Source organism: Idiomarina sp. 29L, from assembly GCF_004123135.1.
Classification (GTDB): Bacteria; Pseudomonadota; Gammaproteobacteria; order Enterobacterales; family Alteromonadaceae; genus Idiomarina.
On record NZ_SDJS01000002.1, the window covers coordinates 713,719 to 731,295 of the forward strand.

The 17,577-nt window shown below is 45.3% G+C and carries 21 protein-coding genes; 19 read left to right on the forward strand and 2 right to left on the reverse strand.

Annotation, left to right across the window (positions count from 1 at the left end; all coding sequences use genetic code 11):
* The first annotated feature begins 219 nt into the window (after positions 1 to 219).
* From rpmH to EST55_RS07095, 6 genes are read left to right on the forward strand one after another with little or no spacing between them, the layout of a single operon-like run.
* Positions 220 to 354 carry a 50S ribosomal protein L34 gene (rpmH, locus tag EST55_RS07070; RefSeq protein WP_011235863.1) on the forward strand — a complete coding sequence of 45 codons (135 nt, stop codon included), beginning with the start codon at positions 220 to 222 and terminating at the stop codon, positions 352 to 354.
* Positions 347 to 721, forward strand: coding sequence for a ribonuclease P protein component (gene rnpA / locus EST55_RS07075; RefSeq protein ID WP_129496964.1), 375 nt, complete (start codon positions 347 to 349; stop codon positions 719 to 721). The genes rpmH and rnpA overlap by 8 nt, the downstream gene beginning before the upstream one ends.
* A complete protein-coding gene (gene yidD, locus EST55_RS07080; RefSeq protein ID WP_100691122.1) occupies positions 676 to 987 on the forward strand; it encodes a membrane protein insertion efficiency factor YidD in 312 nt (103 codons plus the stop codon). The genes rnpA and yidD overlap by 46 nt, the downstream gene beginning before the upstream one ends.
* Positions 984 to 2,654 (forward strand): membrane protein insertase YidC, encoded by a 1,671-nt coding sequence (gene yidC / locus EST55_RS07085; RefSeq protein ID WP_129496965.1) that lies wholly within the window; start codon positions 984 to 986, stop codon positions 2,652 to 2,654. Before yidD ends, yidC begins: the two co-directional genes overlap by 4 nt.
* Positions 2,655 to 2,671: 17 nt before the next feature.
* Positions 2,672 to 4,045 carry a tRNA uridine-5-carboxymethylaminomethyl(34) synthesis GTPase MnmE gene (gene mnmE, locus EST55_RS07090; protein ID WP_129497027.1) on the forward strand — a complete coding sequence of 458 codons (1,374 nt, stop codon included), beginning with the start codon at positions 2,672 to 2,674 and terminating at the stop codon, positions 4,043 to 4,045.
* A gap of 26 nt (positions 4,046 to 4,071) precedes the next feature.
* The gene (locus EST55_RS07095; RefSeq protein ID WP_129496966.1) at positions 4,072 to 5,751 is read left to right on the forward strand and encodes an FUSC family protein; all 1,680 of its coding nucleotides are present in this window, start codon (positions 4,072 to 4,074) and stop codon (positions 5,749 to 5,751) included.
* Here EST55_RS07095 and EST55_RS12420 read toward each other — a convergent pair.
* The gene (locus tag EST55_RS12420; RefSeq protein ID WP_346437776.1) at positions 5,734 to 6,144 is read right to left on the reverse strand and encodes a GIY-YIG nuclease family protein; all 411 of its coding nucleotides are present in this window, start codon (positions 6,142 to 6,144) and stop codon (positions 5,734 to 5,736) included. The genes EST55_RS07095 and EST55_RS12420 overlap by 18 nt on opposite strands.
* On the opposite strand from EST55_RS12420, the gene gloA reads away from it, so the two are divergent.
* Positions 6,062 to 6,613, forward strand: a complete 552-nt coding sequence (gene gloA / locus EST55_RS07105) for a lactoylglutathione lyase (RefSeq protein ID WP_058576464.1) — start codon at positions 6,062 to 6,064, stop codon at positions 6,611 to 6,613. The two genes, EST55_RS12420 and gloA, sit on opposite strands and share 83 nt — an antisense overlap.
* Positions 6,614 to 6,677: 64 nt before the next feature.
* Here the strand turns inward: gloA and EST55_RS07110 are convergent, their stop codons facing one another.
* Positions 6,678 to 7,172: a protein tyrosine phosphatase family protein gene (locus tag EST55_RS07110; RefSeq protein WP_129496968.1), complete on the reverse strand. Its 495-nt coding sequence runs from the start codon at positions 7,170 to 7,172 to the stop codon at positions 6,678 to 6,680.
* A gap of 55 nt (positions 7,173 to 7,227) precedes the next feature.
* On the opposite strand from EST55_RS07110, the gene EST55_RS07115 reads away from it, so the two are divergent.
* The 12 genes from EST55_RS07115 to atpG all read left to right on the forward strand — a co-directional run bounded on the left by EST55_RS07115 (position 7,228) and on the right by atpG (position 17,561).
* Positions 7,228 to 7,677, forward strand: coding sequence for a flavodoxin domain-containing protein (locus tag EST55_RS07115; RefSeq protein WP_129496969.1), 450 nt, complete (start codon positions 7,228 to 7,230; stop codon positions 7,675 to 7,677).
* A 389-nt stretch (positions 7,678 to 8,066) separates the two neighbouring features.
* Positions 8,067 to 9,962, forward strand: a complete 1,896-nt coding sequence (mnmG, locus tag EST55_RS07120; RefSeq protein WP_053954482.1) for a tRNA uridine-5-carboxymethylaminomethyl(34) synthesis enzyme MnmG — start codon at positions 8,067 to 8,069, stop codon at positions 9,960 to 9,962.
* Between the two features lie 9 nt (positions 9,963 to 9,971).
* Entirely contained in the window at positions 9,972 to 10,592 is a 621-nt protein-coding gene (rsmG, locus tag EST55_RS07125) for a 16S rRNA (guanine(527)-N(7))-methyltransferase RsmG (protein ID WP_088767111.1), read from the forward strand.
* Between the two features lie 45 nt (positions 10,593 to 10,637).
* The gene (locus EST55_RS07130) at positions 10,638 to 11,432 is read left to right on the forward strand and encodes a ParA family protein (protein WP_088767112.1); all 795 of its coding nucleotides are present in this window, start codon (positions 10,638 to 10,640) and stop codon (positions 11,430 to 11,432) included.
* A gap of 18 nt (positions 11,433 to 11,450) precedes the next feature.
* Positions 11,451 to 12,329, forward strand: coding sequence for a ParB/RepB/Spo0J family partition protein (locus tag EST55_RS07135; RefSeq protein WP_129496970.1), 879 nt, complete (start codon positions 11,451 to 11,453; stop codon positions 12,327 to 12,329).
* 169 nt (positions 12,330 to 12,498) lie between these two features.
* Positions 12,499 to 12,885: an ATP synthase subunit I gene (locus EST55_RS07140; RefSeq protein WP_129496971.1), complete on the forward strand. Its 387-nt coding sequence runs from the start codon at positions 12,499 to 12,501 to the stop codon at positions 12,883 to 12,885.
* A 12-nt stretch (positions 12,886 to 12,897) separates the two neighbouring features.
* Positions 12,898 to 13,695, forward strand: a complete 798-nt coding sequence (gene atpB / locus EST55_RS07145; protein ID WP_129496972.1) for a F0F1 ATP synthase subunit A — start codon at positions 12,898 to 12,900, stop codon at positions 13,693 to 13,695.
* A 74-nt stretch (positions 13,696 to 13,769) separates the two neighbouring features.
* Positions 13,770 to 14,024 carry a F0F1 ATP synthase subunit C gene (gene atpE, locus EST55_RS07150; protein ID WP_053954488.1) on the forward strand — a complete coding sequence of 85 codons (255 nt, stop codon included), beginning with the start codon at positions 13,770 to 13,772 and terminating at the stop codon, positions 14,022 to 14,024.
* A 37-nt stretch (positions 14,025 to 14,061) separates the two neighbouring features.
* On the forward strand, positions 14,062 to 14,532 hold the full coding sequence (atpF, locus tag EST55_RS07155) for a F0F1 ATP synthase subunit B (RefSeq protein WP_053954489.1): 471 nt from the start codon (positions 14,062 to 14,064) through the stop codon (positions 14,530 to 14,532).
* 18 nt (positions 14,533 to 14,550) lie between these two features.
* Entirely contained in the window at positions 14,551 to 15,084 is a 534-nt protein-coding gene (gene atpH / locus EST55_RS07160; RefSeq protein ID WP_129496973.1) for a F0F1 ATP synthase subunit delta, read from the forward strand.
* Positions 15,085 to 15,098: 14 nt separating this feature from the next.
* On the forward strand, positions 15,099 to 16,640 hold the full coding sequence (gene atpA, locus EST55_RS07165) for a F0F1 ATP synthase subunit alpha (RefSeq protein ID WP_129496974.1): 1,542 nt from the start codon (positions 15,099 to 15,101) through the stop codon (positions 16,638 to 16,640).
* Between the two features lie 57 nt (positions 16,641 to 16,697).
* A complete protein-coding gene (gene atpG, locus EST55_RS07170; protein ID WP_053954492.1) occupies positions 16,698 to 17,561 on the forward strand; it encodes a F0F1 ATP synthase subunit gamma in 864 nt (287 codons plus the stop codon).
* The last annotated feature ends 16 nt before the right edge of the window (positions 17,562 to 17,577 follow it).

The following is a 17,577-nucleotide window of genomic DNA, read 5'->3' on the forward strand; positions in this document are numbered from 1 at the left end:
ATCCACATACTGTAAAAAAATACAGATAGAATTGTGGATGATGCCAACTTTCTAAAATCACTAAAAAACCACCGAAAAAGACCAATAAATACGCGCATAGTCGTTGACTCGTCGAGAAAAGATCGGTAAGATCCGCGCTCTAAAAAATTCCCGTCACGTTTGGTTTCAACTTATTCGGCCAGCGTGGGAACTAGCAAACTGACCGATGGAAGATTAGTTATGAAAAGAACATTTCAACCAAGCGTACTAAAGCGCAAGCGCTCTCACGGTTTCCGTGCTCGCATGGCAACTAAAAACGGCCGTAAAGTATTGGCTCGCCGCCGTGCTCGTGGTCGTAAAGTATTGAGTGCTTAATAGTACCTCATACGGACGGGAGTTACGTCTGCTAACTCCCTCTGACTTTCAGACTGTTTTCTCAAATCCTCCTGTAAAAGCTGTTACCTCTCACATTACTATGTTGGCAACGCCCAACACGAAAGGCCATCCACGCATCGGCGTTACTATTAGTAAGAAACGCGCCAAGCGCGCTGTTGATCGTAATCGCATCAAACGCCAAATGCGCGAGACTTTTCGCTTAAGCCAACATAAACTACCGAGCTTCGACATTGTTATTATTGCTAAGCCAGGTATCGTTGAGCAAGATAACGCGGCTTTAAGGGATACGTTGAATTATTTATGGCGAAAATTAGCAAAGCGTTGCGTGCAATACCAATCGCGCTAATCAAAATCTACCAATGGGTCATAAGTCCATTACTTGGACCGCGTTGTCGATTTTATCCGTCATGTTCACATTACGCCTGTGAGGCAATTGAAAAACACGGTACAATCCGTGGAGTTTTTCTTGCCACCAAGCGAATCGGTAAATGCCATCCCGGTCACCCGGGCGGTTACGACCCCGTCCCTCCTTGCGAGCAAGAACAAAAAGCTAACGCTGAAAATAACAGTCAATCATTAACGAAACAGCCAACAGAGACGAAATCACTATGAATTCGCCACGTTCGATATTATTTATTGCCTTTTTAGTGGTGTCATTTTTCCTTTACCAAAATTGGGTTGTGGAATCGGCACCAGGTACAACGGCTCCAACAAATTCTGAACCTACGCAGCAGCAATCCGCTGACAGCGCAGGATCAACCGACGTTCCAAGTGGTTCAGTTGCTGCATCCAGTGATGTCCCCGAAACCGAAAGTGTCTCGAAGACACCGAGCGCAACCACTATTCACGTAGAAACCGATGTGCTTGATGTACAAATCGATACACGTGGCGGCGATATTGTTTCTGCAAAATTGCTAGAGTTTGCAAAAGAGCTCGACTCTGACGAGCGTTTTCAGTTACTGCAAAACAAATCAAATGCTGTTTATGTAGCTCAGTCTGGCTTAATTGGTGCTGACGGCATTGATAACAAAAACGGCCGAGCTGTTTATAGCTACGAAAAGACGGAGTATTCCTCTACTTCAGAGAAAGTTGAAGTGCCTCTCACTTATACCAGTGAGACCGGCGTGGTATACCGTAAAATATTCACGTTTACACCCGGTCACTACGACGTTGATGTTCGCTTCGAAATTGAAAACAACACTGCGGAAACTTTAAGCACTCAGTTTTATGGTCAGTTAAAACGCTCAATGGGCACTGGCGAAAGTGGCAGCATGATAATGCCCACTTATTTCGGTGCGGCGTATTCTCATGATGATGACAAGTTTGAGAAATATGACTTCGAAGATATGCAAGATAAGCGCTTGGATGTCACCTCTCAAACGGGCTGGGTCGGTATGCTGGAACATTACTTTGTTTCTGCCTGGATACCCACGCAACAACAAACCAATCGTTTATTCTCGCGAGTAGCGAATGGTTCTCAAGCTATTATCGGTGTGGTTTACCCAGCCACTCAGGTAAACCCAAACAGCACAGAAACCATTGAATCAAAAGTCTATTTAGGTCCGAAAGACCAAGACTCAATGGCCCAGTTAGTCGAGCACCTGGATTTAACCGTCGACTACGGTTTCCTATGGTGGCTAGCACAGCCTATTTTCAAATTACTTCAGTTCTTACAAAGCATTGTCATTAACTGGGGTCTGGCGATTATCTTAACGACTGTTATCGTCAAAGCGCTGTTATTCCCGCTGACCAAAGCACAGTACGTGTCTATGGCTAAAATGCGTATGTTGCAGCCGAAAATGACCGAGCTTCGGGAACGTTACAGCGGTGACCGACAAAAACTGTCTCAGGAAATGATGAAACTGTACAAAACAGAAAAAGTAAACCCACTTGGTGGTTGTTTGCCAATGCTGTTGCAGTTACCTATCTTCCTTGCGCTTTACTGGGTACTTCTGGAAAGTGTCGAATTGCGTCATTCAGAATTCATTTTCTGGATCCAGGACCTATCGACAAAAGACCCTTATTACATACTGCCTATACTAATGGGTGCGAGTATGTTCCTGATGCAACGTCTGCAGCCAACGCCGGCAACAGATCCTATGCAACAGAAACTGTTCCAGTATATGCCAGTTATCTTTACCGTATTCTTCCTGTGGTTCCCATCAGGTCTGGTGCTGTATTGGTTAGTCAGTAACTTAATTACCATTGCACAAATGCTGATTATCTACCGTGGGCTAGAGAAAAAAGGCATGATGGTAAGAGGTAATAAGAAGAAGTAGGCATGATAGACAGCAGCATGGACGATACCTTTAGCGATGACACCATAGTCGCTCAAGCGACACCACCCGGTCGCGGTGGTGTCGGTATTGTCCGTGTTAGTGGTTCGGCTGCCACCCAGGTCGCCGAACAGCTCTTAGGCCACTGCCCAAAACCTCGTAAAGCCGAATACCTTCCTTTTTATGACAGTAACAACGAGTTACTGGACGAAGGTATCGCGCTGTTTTTCAAAGGTCCTAACTCCTTTACCGGTGAAGATGTCCTAGAACTTCAGGGTCACGGCGGCCCAGTATTAATCGACATGATCATAAAAGCCATACTGGAAATGCCGGGTATACGTCCTGCACGCCCAGGCGAATTCAGCGAACGCGCTTTTATGAACGACAAACTCGATTTAACGCAGGCAGAAGCCATCGCCGACCTTATCGATACCAACTCAGAACAAGCCGCAAAAGCCGCATTACAAAGCTTAAAAGGCGAATTTTCTCACCGGGTCGATCAGCTCGTTGATGCGGTTATTCATCTTCGTATGTATGTCGAAGCCGCTATCGATTTCCCTGATGAAGAAATCGACTTTTTAAGTGACGGCAAAGTCGCAAACGATTTAGCCGACATTATCGACCAGCTGTTCCATATAGAACAGGAAGCTAAGCAAGGCACGCTAATGCGCGAAGGCATGCGTATTGTGATTGCTGGTCGCCCCAATGCCGGTAAATCGAGCTTACTGAATGCGCTCGCCGGACGAGAGTCGGCCATTGTCACAGAAATTGCAGGCACCACTCGCGACGTATTACGTGAACACATTCAAATAGACGGCATGCCGTTACACATTATTGATACCGCGGGTTTACGCGAAAGCCCCGATCAAGTTGAGCAAATCGGTATTGAGCGAGCCTGGGACGAAATTCGCCAGGCTGACCGGGTACTCTTTATGGTCGATAGTCAGGAAACCTCGGCGATACACCCAGACGATATTTGGCCGGAATTTTTCGCGCAACTACCCGACGACATGCCTTACACCGTTATTCGTAACAAAGTCGACTTGTCAGAAGAGCCAACGGGAATCGATGAACATAACGGCATTCCGGTCGTTCATTTGTCAGCAAAAACAGGCCACGGTATAGAGCTATTGCGCGAACACCTGAAGCATTGTGTTGGCTATAATGCGACCTCAGAAGGCAGCTTTATGGCCCGCCGTCGCCACTTAGATGCGCTTGCCAAAGCGAAAATGCATTTGCTACAAGGTCAGGAGCAACTTGAAGCCAATATGGCCGGTGAAATACTCGCAGAAGAGCTACGTTTAACGCAGCAACACCTAAACGAGATAACCGGTGAGTTTACTTCTGATGACCTACTGGGCCAAATTTTTGGGTCGTTCTGCATCGGTAAATAAATAAACCGACAAATAAGGACTCTTTTTTGAAAGACAGCTTAGCGCAATGGGGGTTTGACTACGTCCGTTTACGGTTTGGCTTTCGAACCGGCGTTGCTGCCTGTCTGTCTCTTCTTTTTGCCTGGGCGTTAGGTCTGGAACACCCTCAGTGGTCCGCTATGACTGTTTGGGCAGTATCGCAACCAACCCGTGGTCTTCTTATAGAAAAAGCCGCATACCGGGCATTAGGCACTCTGCTCGGAACCTTATTTGGTATGGTTCTGGTAGTTACCTCAGGCGGTGATATTCTTTGGTTAGTCGTAGGGCTGACATTGTGGGTAACGCTGTGTGTTTACACGGGTAACCTCCTGCATGGGCTTATCTCCTACGGCACTATTTTGGCGGGCTACTCGGCCTCTATGGTGGTGCTTCTTACCCAAAGCCCGGATGCCCTTATTCCGCTGGGTATTGACCGCCTGCTGACCGTTTTCGTTGGAATTATTTGCTCGTTAATCATTGGTTTTCTATTCACTTACAAGCGTGCTGAACAAACCATCATTAACGAGTTACGTCGACACACGGCCGCTAACCTATATGAGCTTGCTCAAGCATTCTCAGACCCAAAAAATACCGTTATTCAACTGGATAAAAAGCTTTCAGAACTGGCTAATTTAGAGTCACAGCTGTTAGACCACGGTACCGGTTCAGTCAGCGCTCACGAGTCAGCAAAAACCATTCGCCAGGTTATCAACACCCAACTTGGTTTTATCACCGAATTACAAATACAGGGCTTTGAAGAAAATATAGAAGTAAGTACACACTTACTTGAAGCTTCAAATAAAATAAAAGCGTCTGTACACCGAAAGGATATTCTAAGCTCGTTAAATAATGCCTATCAGGCAATGCAAAACGACGCAGTAAAACGTCGTTTTAAAGAGTTTATCGATGCAACTGAAGAGCGCTTATCGTTCAAAGATACGGGCAAAACCGCTAATTCAACGCTACTTTCAACGACATTACTGCACAGAGATTGGCGCGGCGCGCGTCACTCTGCGATTAGAACTTTCATTATACTCGCCATAATCGGTGCGTTGTGGTGGTACACCCACTGGTTTCAAATGGCTTATTTAATGCTGGGCGCGTCGGTTATGTTGACCCTGTTTTCAACCGCCGATAACCCTGCACTCACCATGAAATACGTATTTTTTGGGCAAAGTGTCGGCGCACTAACCGCCATACTGATTCAAGCGGGTATTTGGCAGTTCAGTCATTCTGTTTTTTGGATGCTAATAGCGATTATGCCGATTATTCTACTGGGTGGTTTCCCCATGTCCCATCAAAAAACGGCCAATGGCAGCATGGATTTTAACTTAGTTTTTTTACTGCTCATGCAACCGACCGTGCCCTATATATTCAATTTGAGCCACTCAATAACCATTGCATTAGCAGTTATATCTGCGCCACTTTTAGCAATGTTCGCTTATCGAATTATTTATCCAACCAGCTTGAAAAAGCGCTATAACCAACTGTTTGACTTACTGGAAAAGGAAATAACAGCGCTCAACAAAACATCACTCACATTAAGCCAGTACAAACGCCGCAAAGCACGCTTTTACCATCGTATATTTAAGCTCACTCAATTGGCTGACAAACTCGCGATGAAAGACAAATCCCCAATTATCAAACAATTACTGGAAGGGCAAAGCCGCCTAAACGCCACTGGCTAGTTCGACTTTTTCAGTTCGCCTCATTCGTTTTATCGCCGCTTCTCTTTGGCAGGCAGATGAACGTGATTCATGTGGCTCGGACCAAAATAAACAAACCGGTCGACGGCTTTTCGTGTATTTCGCTGCTTTTTTGTCATCACCATTATGTTCCTCAACACGCCGTTTTAGATCCTTTGTGACGCCGGTGTAGTAAGTATTGTCAGAGCACTTAAGAATGTAAACAAACCAAGACATGACTTGAACTCTTTGGTAATCAACCTCAGATAACAGTGTACCAAGAGAGGCATAAGAGACACAGAAGGATTCCATTATGAGCAGACATTTCGATGAAGCAAAAGGTTTATCTGAAAACCATGACCCGGCGACACATGATTTTGTGTTCAACCAAACCATGTTTCGGATTAAAGACCCAGAGCGCACGTTAAAATTCTACAGCGATGTACTGGGCATGACATTAGTAAAACGCCTGGACTTCCCAGAAATGAAGTTTACGCTGTATTTCATGGCGTCTATGTCGCCGGAGGAACGCAGTGACTGGTCAACAGACCACGATAAGCGCATTGAGCAAACCTTTGGTCGCCCGGCCATGTTAGAACTGACTCACAACTGGGGCGACGAAAACGACGATTCCGTTTCGTACCACAGCGGTAACGAAGAGCCTAAAGGTTTTGGCCATATTGGCTTCGCCGTACCAGATATTGACGCCGCCTGTGAGCGTTTTGAAGAAATGGGTGTGGAATTTCAGAAGCGTCCAAACGACGGTAATATGAAAGGCATTGCCTTCATTAAAGACCCGGACGGCTACTGGATTGAGATATTCACGCCAGAGCGTCAGCCTGAGTTACTCAAAGAACATTTATAAAATACAAAGCCAGTTCAGAGCGTTTTCACGTTTTTGAACTGGCTTTTTTACCTTCTTTAACTATTTACTGAGACAACATAGCTTTTACTTTCGCTTCTAACGATGTCATACCATGCTCTTTACCTACAGCAATTGCTTCATCGACAGACATACCGTCTAACCAACCCGCTCGTAATGCCATTAATGCCCCGACCCGGTTGCTTGATGCACAGTGAACCAATACATTCTTGTCACTATTTTTCAGTAATATACGATCGACCATACGAGCATTTTCCAACGTCACGCCGTCAGCGCCGTTGACCGGAACATGGTAATACGCCATGCCATTTTTTGTGACAACAGCGGCTTCATTACTGTCCGTCATTTCTTTTTGAGACAGCAAATTAATAACCACTTCACCACCTTTTTCAGCAAACTCAGACAATTGCGCGTCTGACGGCGTACCCATAACCCAAAGGTTATCAGAGACTTGTTTGGGTGACTCAATACCAGCATGAGCATTCATTGAAACTAAAACCGCGCACATAAGTACTAATACATTAACGAAAGCTTTTACCATAATTGTTCTCCTGTATGATTCGTATTTTTCTAATATAGCAAAGGTAACTCGAAATATGGCTGTTTTACACATATTAGTAGGCACAACCTCCGGCAATACCGAATTTTTAGCGGACACCATAAGCGATGAACTCATAGAAAAAGGGTTCGAAACCGAGCTTCATTATGAACCGGAGCTTGAAGCCTTACCAACCTCAGAACCCTGGTTAGTACTCCTATCAAGTCATGGCGCTGGTGACTACGCTGATTCAATGCTCGACTTTTACGACGAAATTACTGCTCCACAAACACCGGATTTAAGCGATCTTAATTACGCGGTTATTGCCATCGGTGAGTCTTCTTATGACACCTTCTGCAAAGCAGGTCGTCACTGTGACGAACGTTTGCAAGAACTTGGTGGTACCCGAATGTTAGAGCGACTTGAAATAGATATGCTCCAGGACGATCCAGAACAAAAAGCGTCGCAGTGGATCCCGTCAATGGCAGATGTATTAAAGGCTCTGTGATCATACCCACAGGCTTTTGCACAGACTTATACAGCTGTGATTAAGATAAGTATAAGATCAGTTAAGCACTGTCCACGAGGTGGGTATAACTGTGGGGACAATTCGATCTGTGTATAACTACCCTAGTTATCCACGATCTATGATCGGGGTTATTATGCAGTTATCTACACTTTTTGATCGCTCTAAAAGCACTGCAAATAAAAGCATTCAGCGATCTATTCACAGAAAACCGCTAGCTAGTAGTAATAATAATAAAAGATCTAAATAAGATCCTTTATTGATCTTTTTTTAGATCAAAACCAGTGAACGAAATTTAACCGTTTCGATCTGAGTCAAAGCACGTTAAAATACTCGGCTATTTTTCTCTTCTTTAACGAAAGGTCATTTAAATGTCACAACAGAGCCAACAACACTTTGATGTTATTGTTGTCGGTGGAGGACACGCCGGAACGGAAGCCGCGCTTGCTGCCGCACGTTCAGGTGTTAATACCCTATTGCTTACGCACAATATTGATACTTTAGGACAAATGTCTTGTAACCCCGCTATTGGTGGCATAGGGAAAGGTCATTTAGTTAAAGAAATTGATGCTTTAGGCGGTGTTATGGCTAAAGCCGCCGACAAAGCAGGCATTCAATTCAGAACATTGAATTCATCGAAAGGCCCGGCAGTACGTGCAACACGTGCCCAAGCCGACAGACAGCTTTATAAACAAGCCATACGCTATGCATTAGAAACACAGCCTAACCTATCAATATTCCAGCAAGGCTGTGATGATTTGATCGTAGAGAACGATCAGGTAACGGGTGTGGTTACCCAAATGGGTCTTAAATTTACGGCTAAAACCGTTGTATTAACCGTTGGTACGTTCCTGGGTGGCCAAATTCATATTGGTTTAGATAATTACCAGGGTGGACGTGCTGGTGATCCTCCGGCAAACGCATTGGCGAAACGATTGCGTTCACTGCCTTTACGAGTAGAACGACTGAAAACCGGTACACCGCCACGTATTGCCAGCCATAGCATTGATTTTTCAGTGATGCAGGAACAACCCGGTGATAATCCAACCCCGGTATTTTCCTACATGGGTTCTCAGGCTGATCATCCTGAACAGATCCCTTGTTATATCACTCACACCAATGAAAATACCCACGATATTATTCGTTCAGGGCTCGACCGATCGCCCATGTATTCAGGAGTAATCGAGGGCGTAGGACCTCGGTACTGCCCATCGATAGAAGATAAAATTATGCGATTTGCCGACAAAGGATCGCATCAAATCTTTGTTGAACCAGAAGGGTTAAATACCTTCGAAGTTTACCCTAATGGTATTTCTACAAGCCTGCCATTTGACGTGCAACAGCAGTTGGTTCGTTCCATTAAAGGGTTTGAAAATGCCCACATTACGCGTCCGGGTTACGCCATTGAATATGATTATTTCGATCCGCGAGATCTAAAACAGTCTTTGGAAACCAAAGTTATTAATGGCTTGTTCTTTGCCGGACAAATTAATGGCACTACAGGCTACGAAGAAGCCGGTGCACAAGGTCTTATAGCAGGTCTTAATGCGGCATTACAGGCACAAGGTAAAGAGTCCTGGTCGCCACGTCGCGATCAAGCCTACATGGGCGTATTGATCGACGATTTATCGACTCTGGGAACCCAAGAGCCGTATCGCATGTTTACGTCGCGTGCGGAATATCGTTTGTTGCTGCGGGAAGATAATGCTGATATTCGTTTAACTGAAATTGGTCGAAACCTGGGCTTAGTTGATGACGAACGTTGGGCGGCATTTAATGAAAAAATGGAAGCTGTTGAGCAGGAAAAACAACGCTTGAAAGCGACCTGGGTTCATAAAGATCATCCAGCGGTTGAGCAGATTAATGCGCTAGTGAAAAGTCCGGTTACCAAAGAAGTTAACGGTGAAGAACTGTTACGTCGCCCGGAAATTCATTACAAAGATTTGGCTAAAACAGAATTTTTCGCCCCGGGAGTAACTGATCCTGCAGCTGCTGAACAGGTAGAAATTCAAATTAAGTACGCCGGTTATATTTCTCGTCAGCAGGATGAAATTGCAAAACAGCAACGACATGAAAATACGCTGCTGCCCTCGCCGTTCGATTACGCTAAAATTAAAGGCTTATCGAACGAAGTCATTGCGAAACTGAATGATCATCAGCCGGAAACCGTGGGTAAAGCAGCTCGTATCTCAGGTATTACGCCGGCCGCAATTTCTATGTTATTGGTGCATCTTAAAAAACAAGGGTTATTGCGCAAAAGTGCTTAAGGATTGAGTGTGGAAGAGCAGTTAAAGCAGTATTTACAGCAAGCTGACATAACCCTGACAGACCAACAAGTTCAACAACAAGTCGCGCTTGTTGGTTTATTGGATAAATGGAATAAAGCGTACAATTTGACCAGTGTCCGTAATCCGAACGATATGCTAACACGGCATATTATGGACAGTGTGACAGTACGCCCATATTTGCAGGGGCAGCGTTTTATCGATGTAGGAACCGGTCCGGGTTTACCAGGACTGCCGCTGGCTATAGCAGAGCCAGACAAAGAGTTTGTATTACTGGACAGCCTGGGCAAGCGAATTCGTTTTATTCGTCAAGTTTGTCATGAACTAAAACTTGATAATGTCACGGCTGTTCAGGCTCGCGTAGAAGAATATCAGGACGAAGCTCAGTTTGATGGCGTTATCAGTAGAGCCTTTGCCTCGCTTAATGATATGCTGAGTTGGTGTCAGCATTTACCGAAAAAGAACGGTAAATTTTATGCATTGAAAGGCTTATACCCTCAAGATGAGTTGGACGAGTTGACTGAGGGTTTTGAAGTCGATGATATTCAGCAAATTAACGTTCCGGGCATTGACGCGAGCCGACATATCGTCATTATAAGCAAACGGTCGTAAAACCGAGCGTCGAGTAGACGACAACAACAAGAGGTTACCAAACCCGTGGCTACAACCATTGCTATTGCAAACCAAAAAGGTGGCGTTGGAAAAACAACAACGGCGGTGAATTTAGCGGCCTCTATGGCTGCTACTCGCCGTAAAGTGCTGCTTATTGATTTAGATCCACAGGGTAATGCCACTATGGGCAGCGGCGTCGATAAGTACGACGTTGAAAACACCATTTACGAACTGCTGATAGAAGAAAAGCCGGTCAAAGACGTTGCTATTACAGACACCAATGGAAAATACCATCTTATTGCCGCTAACGCTGACGCTACTGCCGCTGAAATAAAATTAATGGAAGTGTTTGCCCGAGAACTGCGGTTGCGTAATGCATTGAAGTCGGTTCAGGACAGTTACGATTTTATCTTTATTGACTGTCCTCCATCACTGAATATGTTGACCGTGAATGGTATGGCGGCGGCTGACTCTATTTTAGTACCAATGCAGTGCGAATATTATGCCTTGGAAGGTTTAACGGCATTAATGGAGACGATTCGTCAGCTTGCTGATGTTGTGAACCCGGGGCTTGAGATTGAAGGTATACTGCGAACCATGTATGACCCTCGCAATCGCCTGGCAAATGATGTGTCAGAACAGTTAAAAAATCACTTTGGTGATAAGGTCTATCGTACAGTCATACCCCGTAACGTTCGCTTAGCCGAGGCGCCTTCGTTTGGTGCGCCGGCAATGTACTACGATAAATCGTCAACCGGTTCGAAAGCCTACTTGTCATTGGCCGGTGAGCTGATTCGACGAGCAGAAAGCAAAAATAACAGCGTTGTAGAAGAATCTTAACAAGGGAATTTATTCAGCATGTCGGCAAAAAAACGAGGACTGGGTCGCGGTTTAGATGCGCTTTTAACGAGTAACCAGCAAAACTCTGAGCGTCAATCTTCGGAGCAAGCTTCTGAAGAAGCGAAAGGTGAACTGCAGAAGTTACCTATTGAGCAGTTAAAGCCGGGTCGTTACCAACCTCGTAAAGACATGTCGCCTGAAGCGCTGGAAGATTTAGCGGCTTCCGTTAAAGCGCAAGGCATTATCCAGCCGATTGTGGTACGCCCTACCGGTGAAGATGAATACGAAATTATTGCTGGCGAACGACGTTGGCGTGCTGCACAGCTGGCGAAGCTTGATATGGTGCCTTGTTTAGTGAAAGAGGTACCAGATGAAGCTGCCGTTGCTATTGCGCTCATTGAAAATATCCAGCGCGAAGACTTAAACGCCATGGAAGAAGCCACCGCGTTACAACGTTTGCTTGATGAATTTCAAATGACTCATCAGGACGTGGCTCAAGCCGTGGGAAAATCACGTACCACTGTGACGAATTTATTGCGCCTTAATAACCTTGAGGAAGGAGTTAAAGTACTTTTAGAGCGCGGTGATATCGAACTTGGCCATGCAAAATTACTTCTAGCTTTGCAAGGTGAGCAACAAGCTGATGTTGCTCAGCAAATCGTCGCAAAAGATATGACCGTACGTGACGCTGAAAAACTTGTTCGCCGTACCATTGACCCTCCTAAACAACCTGAAAAACCAGAGCCTGACGCCAACATTGAACATTTGGAAACTAAGTTGTCAGAAACACTTGGTGCAAAAGTGCAAATTAATCACGGTCGAAAAGGCAAAGGTAAACTGGTTATCAACTATACAAGTCTTGATGAATTGGACGGAATACTGACTCACATCAAGTAAAAATCTGCATCTTACTGAAACGTGTAGAACTTTTGTTAAATGGCATAGAAAACAACGCCTACAGCCAAATTTGTTTGCAATTTCGGGGTAGATCTTTATACTAGCGCCAGTTTCATTACAGCTGTCTAAAAGCTGTGCAACAAGAGCCGCCAGTTAAAAGGTTTTCATCGTGACACAGGCATTGAATGCGGTAGGCAAACAACTGGCAGGAAAAATCGTTGCAACACAATTTGTGGTGTTGCTGGTTGCATCATTAGTCACGATAACAATTTTTAGCTTACAGTCAGGCCTCGGCGTTTTATCTGGTGGGCTGTCAGCGGTAATACCCAACGCTCTATTTGCAGTCATTGCGTTTCGCTATGCAGGGGCAAGAGCGAATAAAAAAGTCGTCCAGAGTTTTTTTGTGGGTGAAGGCGTAAAGTTAATTTTAACGGCAGTGCTACTCGTATTAGCGTTGCTGGTAACAAATTTTAATCCTGTGTGGTTACTGGTGGGCTTTGTTTTAACCGTCATCATGCAGTGGATTGCACCAATTTTGTATTTAAAATCAACGTAACTGGGAAACAACATGATAAGTGGAGAGCAAACTCCGACTCAGTATATTCAACACCATCTTCAAAATTGGCAGGTTGGTGAAGGATTCTGGGCGGTTAATGTCGATACTATCCTTTGGTCCGTGTTACTGGGTACGCTATTTTTGTGGAGTTTCCGCAAAGTAGCGAAAAAATCCTCTGCGGGGGTACCTGGTAAGTGGCAATGCTTTGTCGAAATGATCGTCGAATTCGTCGATAATAGCGTCAAAGAGTCCTTCCACGGCAAAGATAAACTCATTGCACCTTTAGCGTTAACCATTTTCGTCTGGATATTCCTGATGAACTTAATGGACCTTGTGCCGGTAGACTGGCTGCCAACAGCGGCTATGTATATTGGTTACTGGTTAGGTTTTGCTGAAAATCCGCATGACATTTATTTTAAAGTGGTTCCAACCACGGACTTGAACACCACCTTTGCATTGAGTCTGAGTGTTTTTGCTCTAATCATTATCTACTCAATAAAGTACAAAGGGATAAAAGGTTTCACCAAAGAAATGACCATGAACCCGTTCAATCACTGGGCGCTTATTCCGGTCAACTTTGTGCTTGAAAGCATTACCTTACTGGCAAAACCTGCGTCACTGGCGCTGCGTTTGTTCGGTAACCTTTATGCGGGTGAGTTAATCTTCATCCTGATTGCAATGATTGGTTTGTTCCAGCTACCGGCGCACTTTGCGTGGGCGGTATTCCACATTCTGGTCATTACATTGCAAGCGTTTATTTTCATGATGCTGACCATTGTTTACTTAAGTATGGCGTCATCTGAACACTAAGTTTTAATACGTTTTAACTGAAAAGTTTTTGTTTTACTTTTTAACTTTAATCTACTGAAAAACTGGAGAAATCAATGGAAACTGTAGTTGCTTTTACTGCTATCGCTGTATCAATCATGATCGGTCTTGCTGCACTAGGTACAGCACTTGGCTTCGGTATGCTGGGTGGTAAATTCCTGGAAGCTGCTGCTCGTCAACCTGAATTAGCGCCTCAGCTGCAAGTTAAAATGTTCATCGTAGCGGGTCTTATCGATGCTATCGCGATGATCGGTGTTGCGGTTGCATTGCTATTCACTTTCGCAAACCCGTTCTTAACTCAGTTAGGCTAAGCGCGATTCGACGGTCACCAGATAAAGGAGGTCCGTTGTGGATATCAACGCAACTCTAATTGGACAAACGATCGCGTTCATCGTGTTCGTGTGGTTCTGCATGAAGTTCGTGTGGCCACCGATCATCAATGCTATCGAAGAGCGTCAGAAGAAAATTGCTGACGGTCTAAATGCGGGCGAACGCGCTCAAAAAGATTTAGAAAAAGCCCAGGAAGAAATTGCTGAGCAGCTAAAAGAAGCGAAACAGCAGGCGGCTGAAATCGTTGAACAGGCGAAAAAACGTGGCGCTAAAATCGTTGAGGAAGAAACTCAACGTGGTCACGAAGAACGTGAAAAAATCGTTGCGTCGGGTCACGAAGAAGTCACTGCTGAGCGTAACCGCGCTCGCGAAGAGCTGCGCAAGCAAGTTGCTGTTCTTGCAGTAACAGGGGCTCAGAAAATCATCGAGCGTGAAATTGATAAAGACGCTCACAGCGACATTGTTGAAAAACTGGTCGCTGAACTTTAATAAAGGGGTTTAGAGCTTATGTCAGAATTGACTACGGTCGCTCGCCCCTACGCTAAAGCAGCTTTTGATTTTGCTTTGGAACAAGGAGCGCTTGATAAATGGGACGAAATGCTCTCTTTTGCTGCTTCGGTAGCACAAGATGACATTATCGCGTCTTTCTTGAGCAGCTCTGCGACTGTTGGGAAAACCACGGAAGTATTTTTAGGTGTTTGCGGCGATGAAATCGACGAAAACGTTAAAAACTTCCTGAAGGTTATGGCGGAAAACGAACGTTTACCGGCACTTCCGGCGGTTAGTGAGCTTTATCAGGCGTTTCGTGCAGAACATGACAAAGAAGTTACTGTCGATGTCAAATCAGCCACTCGTTTGCTCAAAGCGCAGCAAACAGAGTTAAGCAAAGCACTGGAAAAACGTCTGCAACGCAAAATTAAGCTGAACTGCAGTGTTGATAAGTCCATCATTGGTGGACTGGTAATTGAAGCAGGTGACACCGTTATCGATGGCACCTTGCGTGGCAAGCTCGATAGACTTGCCACCGCACTGCAATCCTAATTGGGGACTTGAGCATGCAATTGAATTCAAATGAAATCGCAGAACTGATCAAACAGCGAATTGAGAAGTTCGAAGTCACCAGCGAAGCTCGCAACGAAGGTACCATTATGTCTGTTCAAGACGGTATCATTCGTGTTCACGGACTTGCAGACTGTCTGCAAGGTGAAATGATTGAGCTTCCTGGTAATCGTTACGCTATCGCATTGAACCTTGAACGTGATTCGGTCGGTGCGGTTGTTATGGGCCCGTATGCAGATTTGCAAGAAGGCACCAAAGTAAAATCTACCGGTCGTATCTTAGAAGTTCCGGTTGGTGAAAAACTGTTAGGCCGTGTGGTTAACACGCTAGGCCAGCCTATCGATGGTAAAGGCCCTATCGAAGCAGACGGATATGAGCCGGTTGAGAAAATCGCACCGGGCGTTATCGAGCGTCAATCTGTTGATCAGCCAGTGCAAACTGGTTACAAATCAATTGACTCGATGATTCCAGTTGGTCGTGGTCAGCGTGAGCTTATCATCGGTGACCGCCAAACCGGTAAAACTGCATTAGCCGTTGACGCTATCATTAACCAGAAAAACTCTGGTATTAAGTGTGTTTACGTTGCTATCGGTCAGAAAAACTCCACTATTTCTGCAGTTGTTCGTAAGCTGGAAGAACACGGCGCAATGGAAAACACCATTGTAGTTGCGGCTTCTGCTTCTGAATCAGCAGCACTGCAATACCTGGCAGCCTACTCAGGTTGTACAATGGGTGAGTTCTTCCGTGATCGCGGCGAAGACGCTCTTATCGTATACGATGATCTGTCTAAGCAAGCTGTTGCTTATCGTCAGATTTCATTGTTGCTGCGTCGTCCACCAGGTCGTGAAGCATTCCCGGGTGATGTTTTCTATCTTCACTCTCGTTTGCTTGAGCGTGCTGCGCGTGTAAACGCCGACTACGTTGAAAAACATACCGATGGTAAAGTGAAAGGCAAAACCGGTTCATTGACTGCGTTACCTATCATTGAAACCCAAGCGGGTGACGTTTCTGCGTTCGTACCAACTAACGTAATCTCAATCACCGATGGTCAGATCTTCTTAGAAACTGACTTATTTAACTCAGGTATTCGTCCTGCAGTTAACGCGGGTGTTTCGGTTTCTCGTGTCGGTGGTTCAGCACAGACCAAAATCATCAAGAAACTGGGCGGTGGTATCCGTCTTGCTCTTGCTCAGTACCGTGAATTGGCGGCTTTCGCTCAGTTCGCATCTGACCTTGATGAGTCGACTCGCGAGCAGTTGGAACACGGTCAACGTGTTACCGAACTGATGAAACAGAAACAGTACAAGCCAATGAGCGTTGCTCAAATGGCTGTATCAATTTACGCCGTTGAAAAAGGCTTCCTGAAAGACGTTGCTGTCGACAAAATCATGGATTTTGAAGAGTCTCTGCAATCTTTCATGGCGAGTGAATACGCCGACCTAATGGCTGAGATTGATAAAACTGGCAACTATAACGACGACATCGACGCCCAGTTGAAAGCGGCGCTTGAGAAATTCAAGCAAACGCAATCGTGGTAATCGAACGTGGCCGCCCTATTCGCGGCCATTTGTCGTTGAGTTAACAGGAGAATCGTCATGGCCAGCGGTAAAGAGATAAAAACTCAGATCTCGAGTATCGGTAATACTCAGAAGATCACCAGCGCTATGGAAATGGTGGCTGCGTCTAAGATGAAAAAGGCGCAGGAACGTATGGAAGCAAGTCGCCCATACGCTGAAACCATTCGCAAGGTGATTGGTCATGTGGCACGCGGTAATCTGGAATATCGTCATCCATTTATGGAAGAACGCCAGGTAAAACGCGTGGGTTATATTGTGATTTCTACCGACCGTGGTTTGTGTGGCGGCTTGAACGGTAATGAGTTCAAGAAAGTCGTTAAGCACGCAAACGAGTGGAAAGAGCAAGGTGTAGAAGCCGATTTTGCTGCGATAGGCAGTAAAGGAACTGGATTCTTTAAGCGCTTTGGTAAATTGCAGGCGCAAGTATCAGGCATGGGTGAAAAACCTGAGCTGAAAGAAATTACCGGTTCTATCCAAGTAATGTTGGATGCCTACGAAGAAGGCAAAATCGATCGCTTGTACGTTGTATTCAACAAGTTTGTGAATACGATGACCCAAGAGCCGACCATTCATCAATTGTTGCCATTGCCGCAAACAGGTTCGGAAGATGATGTACAAACAGGCAGCTGGGACTACCTGTATGAACCGAATCCTGAAAGTATCTTAGATACGCTTATTCGCCGCTTTGTTGAAATGCAGGTGTACCAAGGCGTCGTAGATAACTTTGCAAGCGAGCAAGCCGCACGGATGATTGCGATGAAAGCCGCAACCGACAACGCCGAAGATCTTATCGATCAGCTGCAATTGCAGTACAACAAGGCGCGTCAGGCAGCAATTACGCAAGAAATTTCGGAAATCGTATCCGGCGCCGAAGCGGTATAACGCGGCAACGGTAAAA

Coding starts and splice junctions, on each gene's coding strand:
- atpG (WP_053954492.1), top strand. CDS start 16,698: ATGGCCAGCGGTAAAGAGATAAAAACTCAGATCTCGAGTATCGGTAAT.
- EST55_RS07110 (WP_129496968.1), bottom strand. CDS start 7,172: ATGGTAAAAGCTTTCGTTAATGTATTAGTACTTATGTGCGCGGTTTTA.
- EST55_RS12420 (WP_346437776.1), bottom strand. CDS start 6,144: ATGGTTTGGTTGAACACAAAATCATGTGTCGCCGGGTCATGGTTTTCA.
- yidC (WP_129496965.1), top strand. CDS start 984: ATGAATTCGCCACGTTCGATATTATTTATTGCCTTTTTAGTGGTGTCA.
- atpA (WP_129496974.1), top strand. CDS start 15,099: ATGCAATTGAATTCAAATGAAATCGCAGAACTGATCAAACAGCGAATT.
- atpH (WP_129496973.1), top strand. CDS start 14,551: ATGTCAGAATTGACTACGGTCGCTCGCCCCTACGCTAAAGCAGCTTTT.
- rpmH (WP_011235863.1), top strand. CDS start 220: ATGAAAAGAACATTTCAACCAAGCGTACTAAAGCGCAAGCGCTCTCAC.
- EST55_RS07135 (WP_129496970.1), top strand. CDS start 11,451: ATGTCGGCAAAAAAACGAGGACTGGGTCGCGGTTTAGATGCGCTTTTA.
- yidD (WP_100691122.1), top strand. CDS start 676: ATGGCGAAAATTAGCAAAGCGTTGCGTGCAATACCAATCGCGCTAATC.
- atpB (WP_129496972.1), top strand. CDS start 12,898: ATGATAAGTGGAGAGCAAACTCCGACTCAGTATATTCAACACCATCTT.
- mnmE (WP_129497027.1), top strand. CDS start 2,672: ATGGACGATACCTTTAGCGATGACACCATAGTCGCTCAAGCGACACCA.
- mnmG (WP_053954482.1), top strand. CDS start 8,067: ATGTCACAACAGAGCCAACAACACTTTGATGTTATTGTTGTCGGTGGA.
- EST55_RS07115 (WP_129496969.1), top strand. CDS start 7,228: ATGGCTGTTTTACACATATTAGTAGGCACAACCTCCGGCAATACCGAA.
- atpE (WP_053954488.1), top strand. CDS start 13,770: ATGGAAACTGTAGTTGCTTTTACTGCTATCGCTGTATCAATCATGATC.
- gloA (WP_058576464.1), top strand. CDS start 6,062: ATGAGCAGACATTTCGATGAAGCAAAAGGTTTATCTGAAAACCATGAC.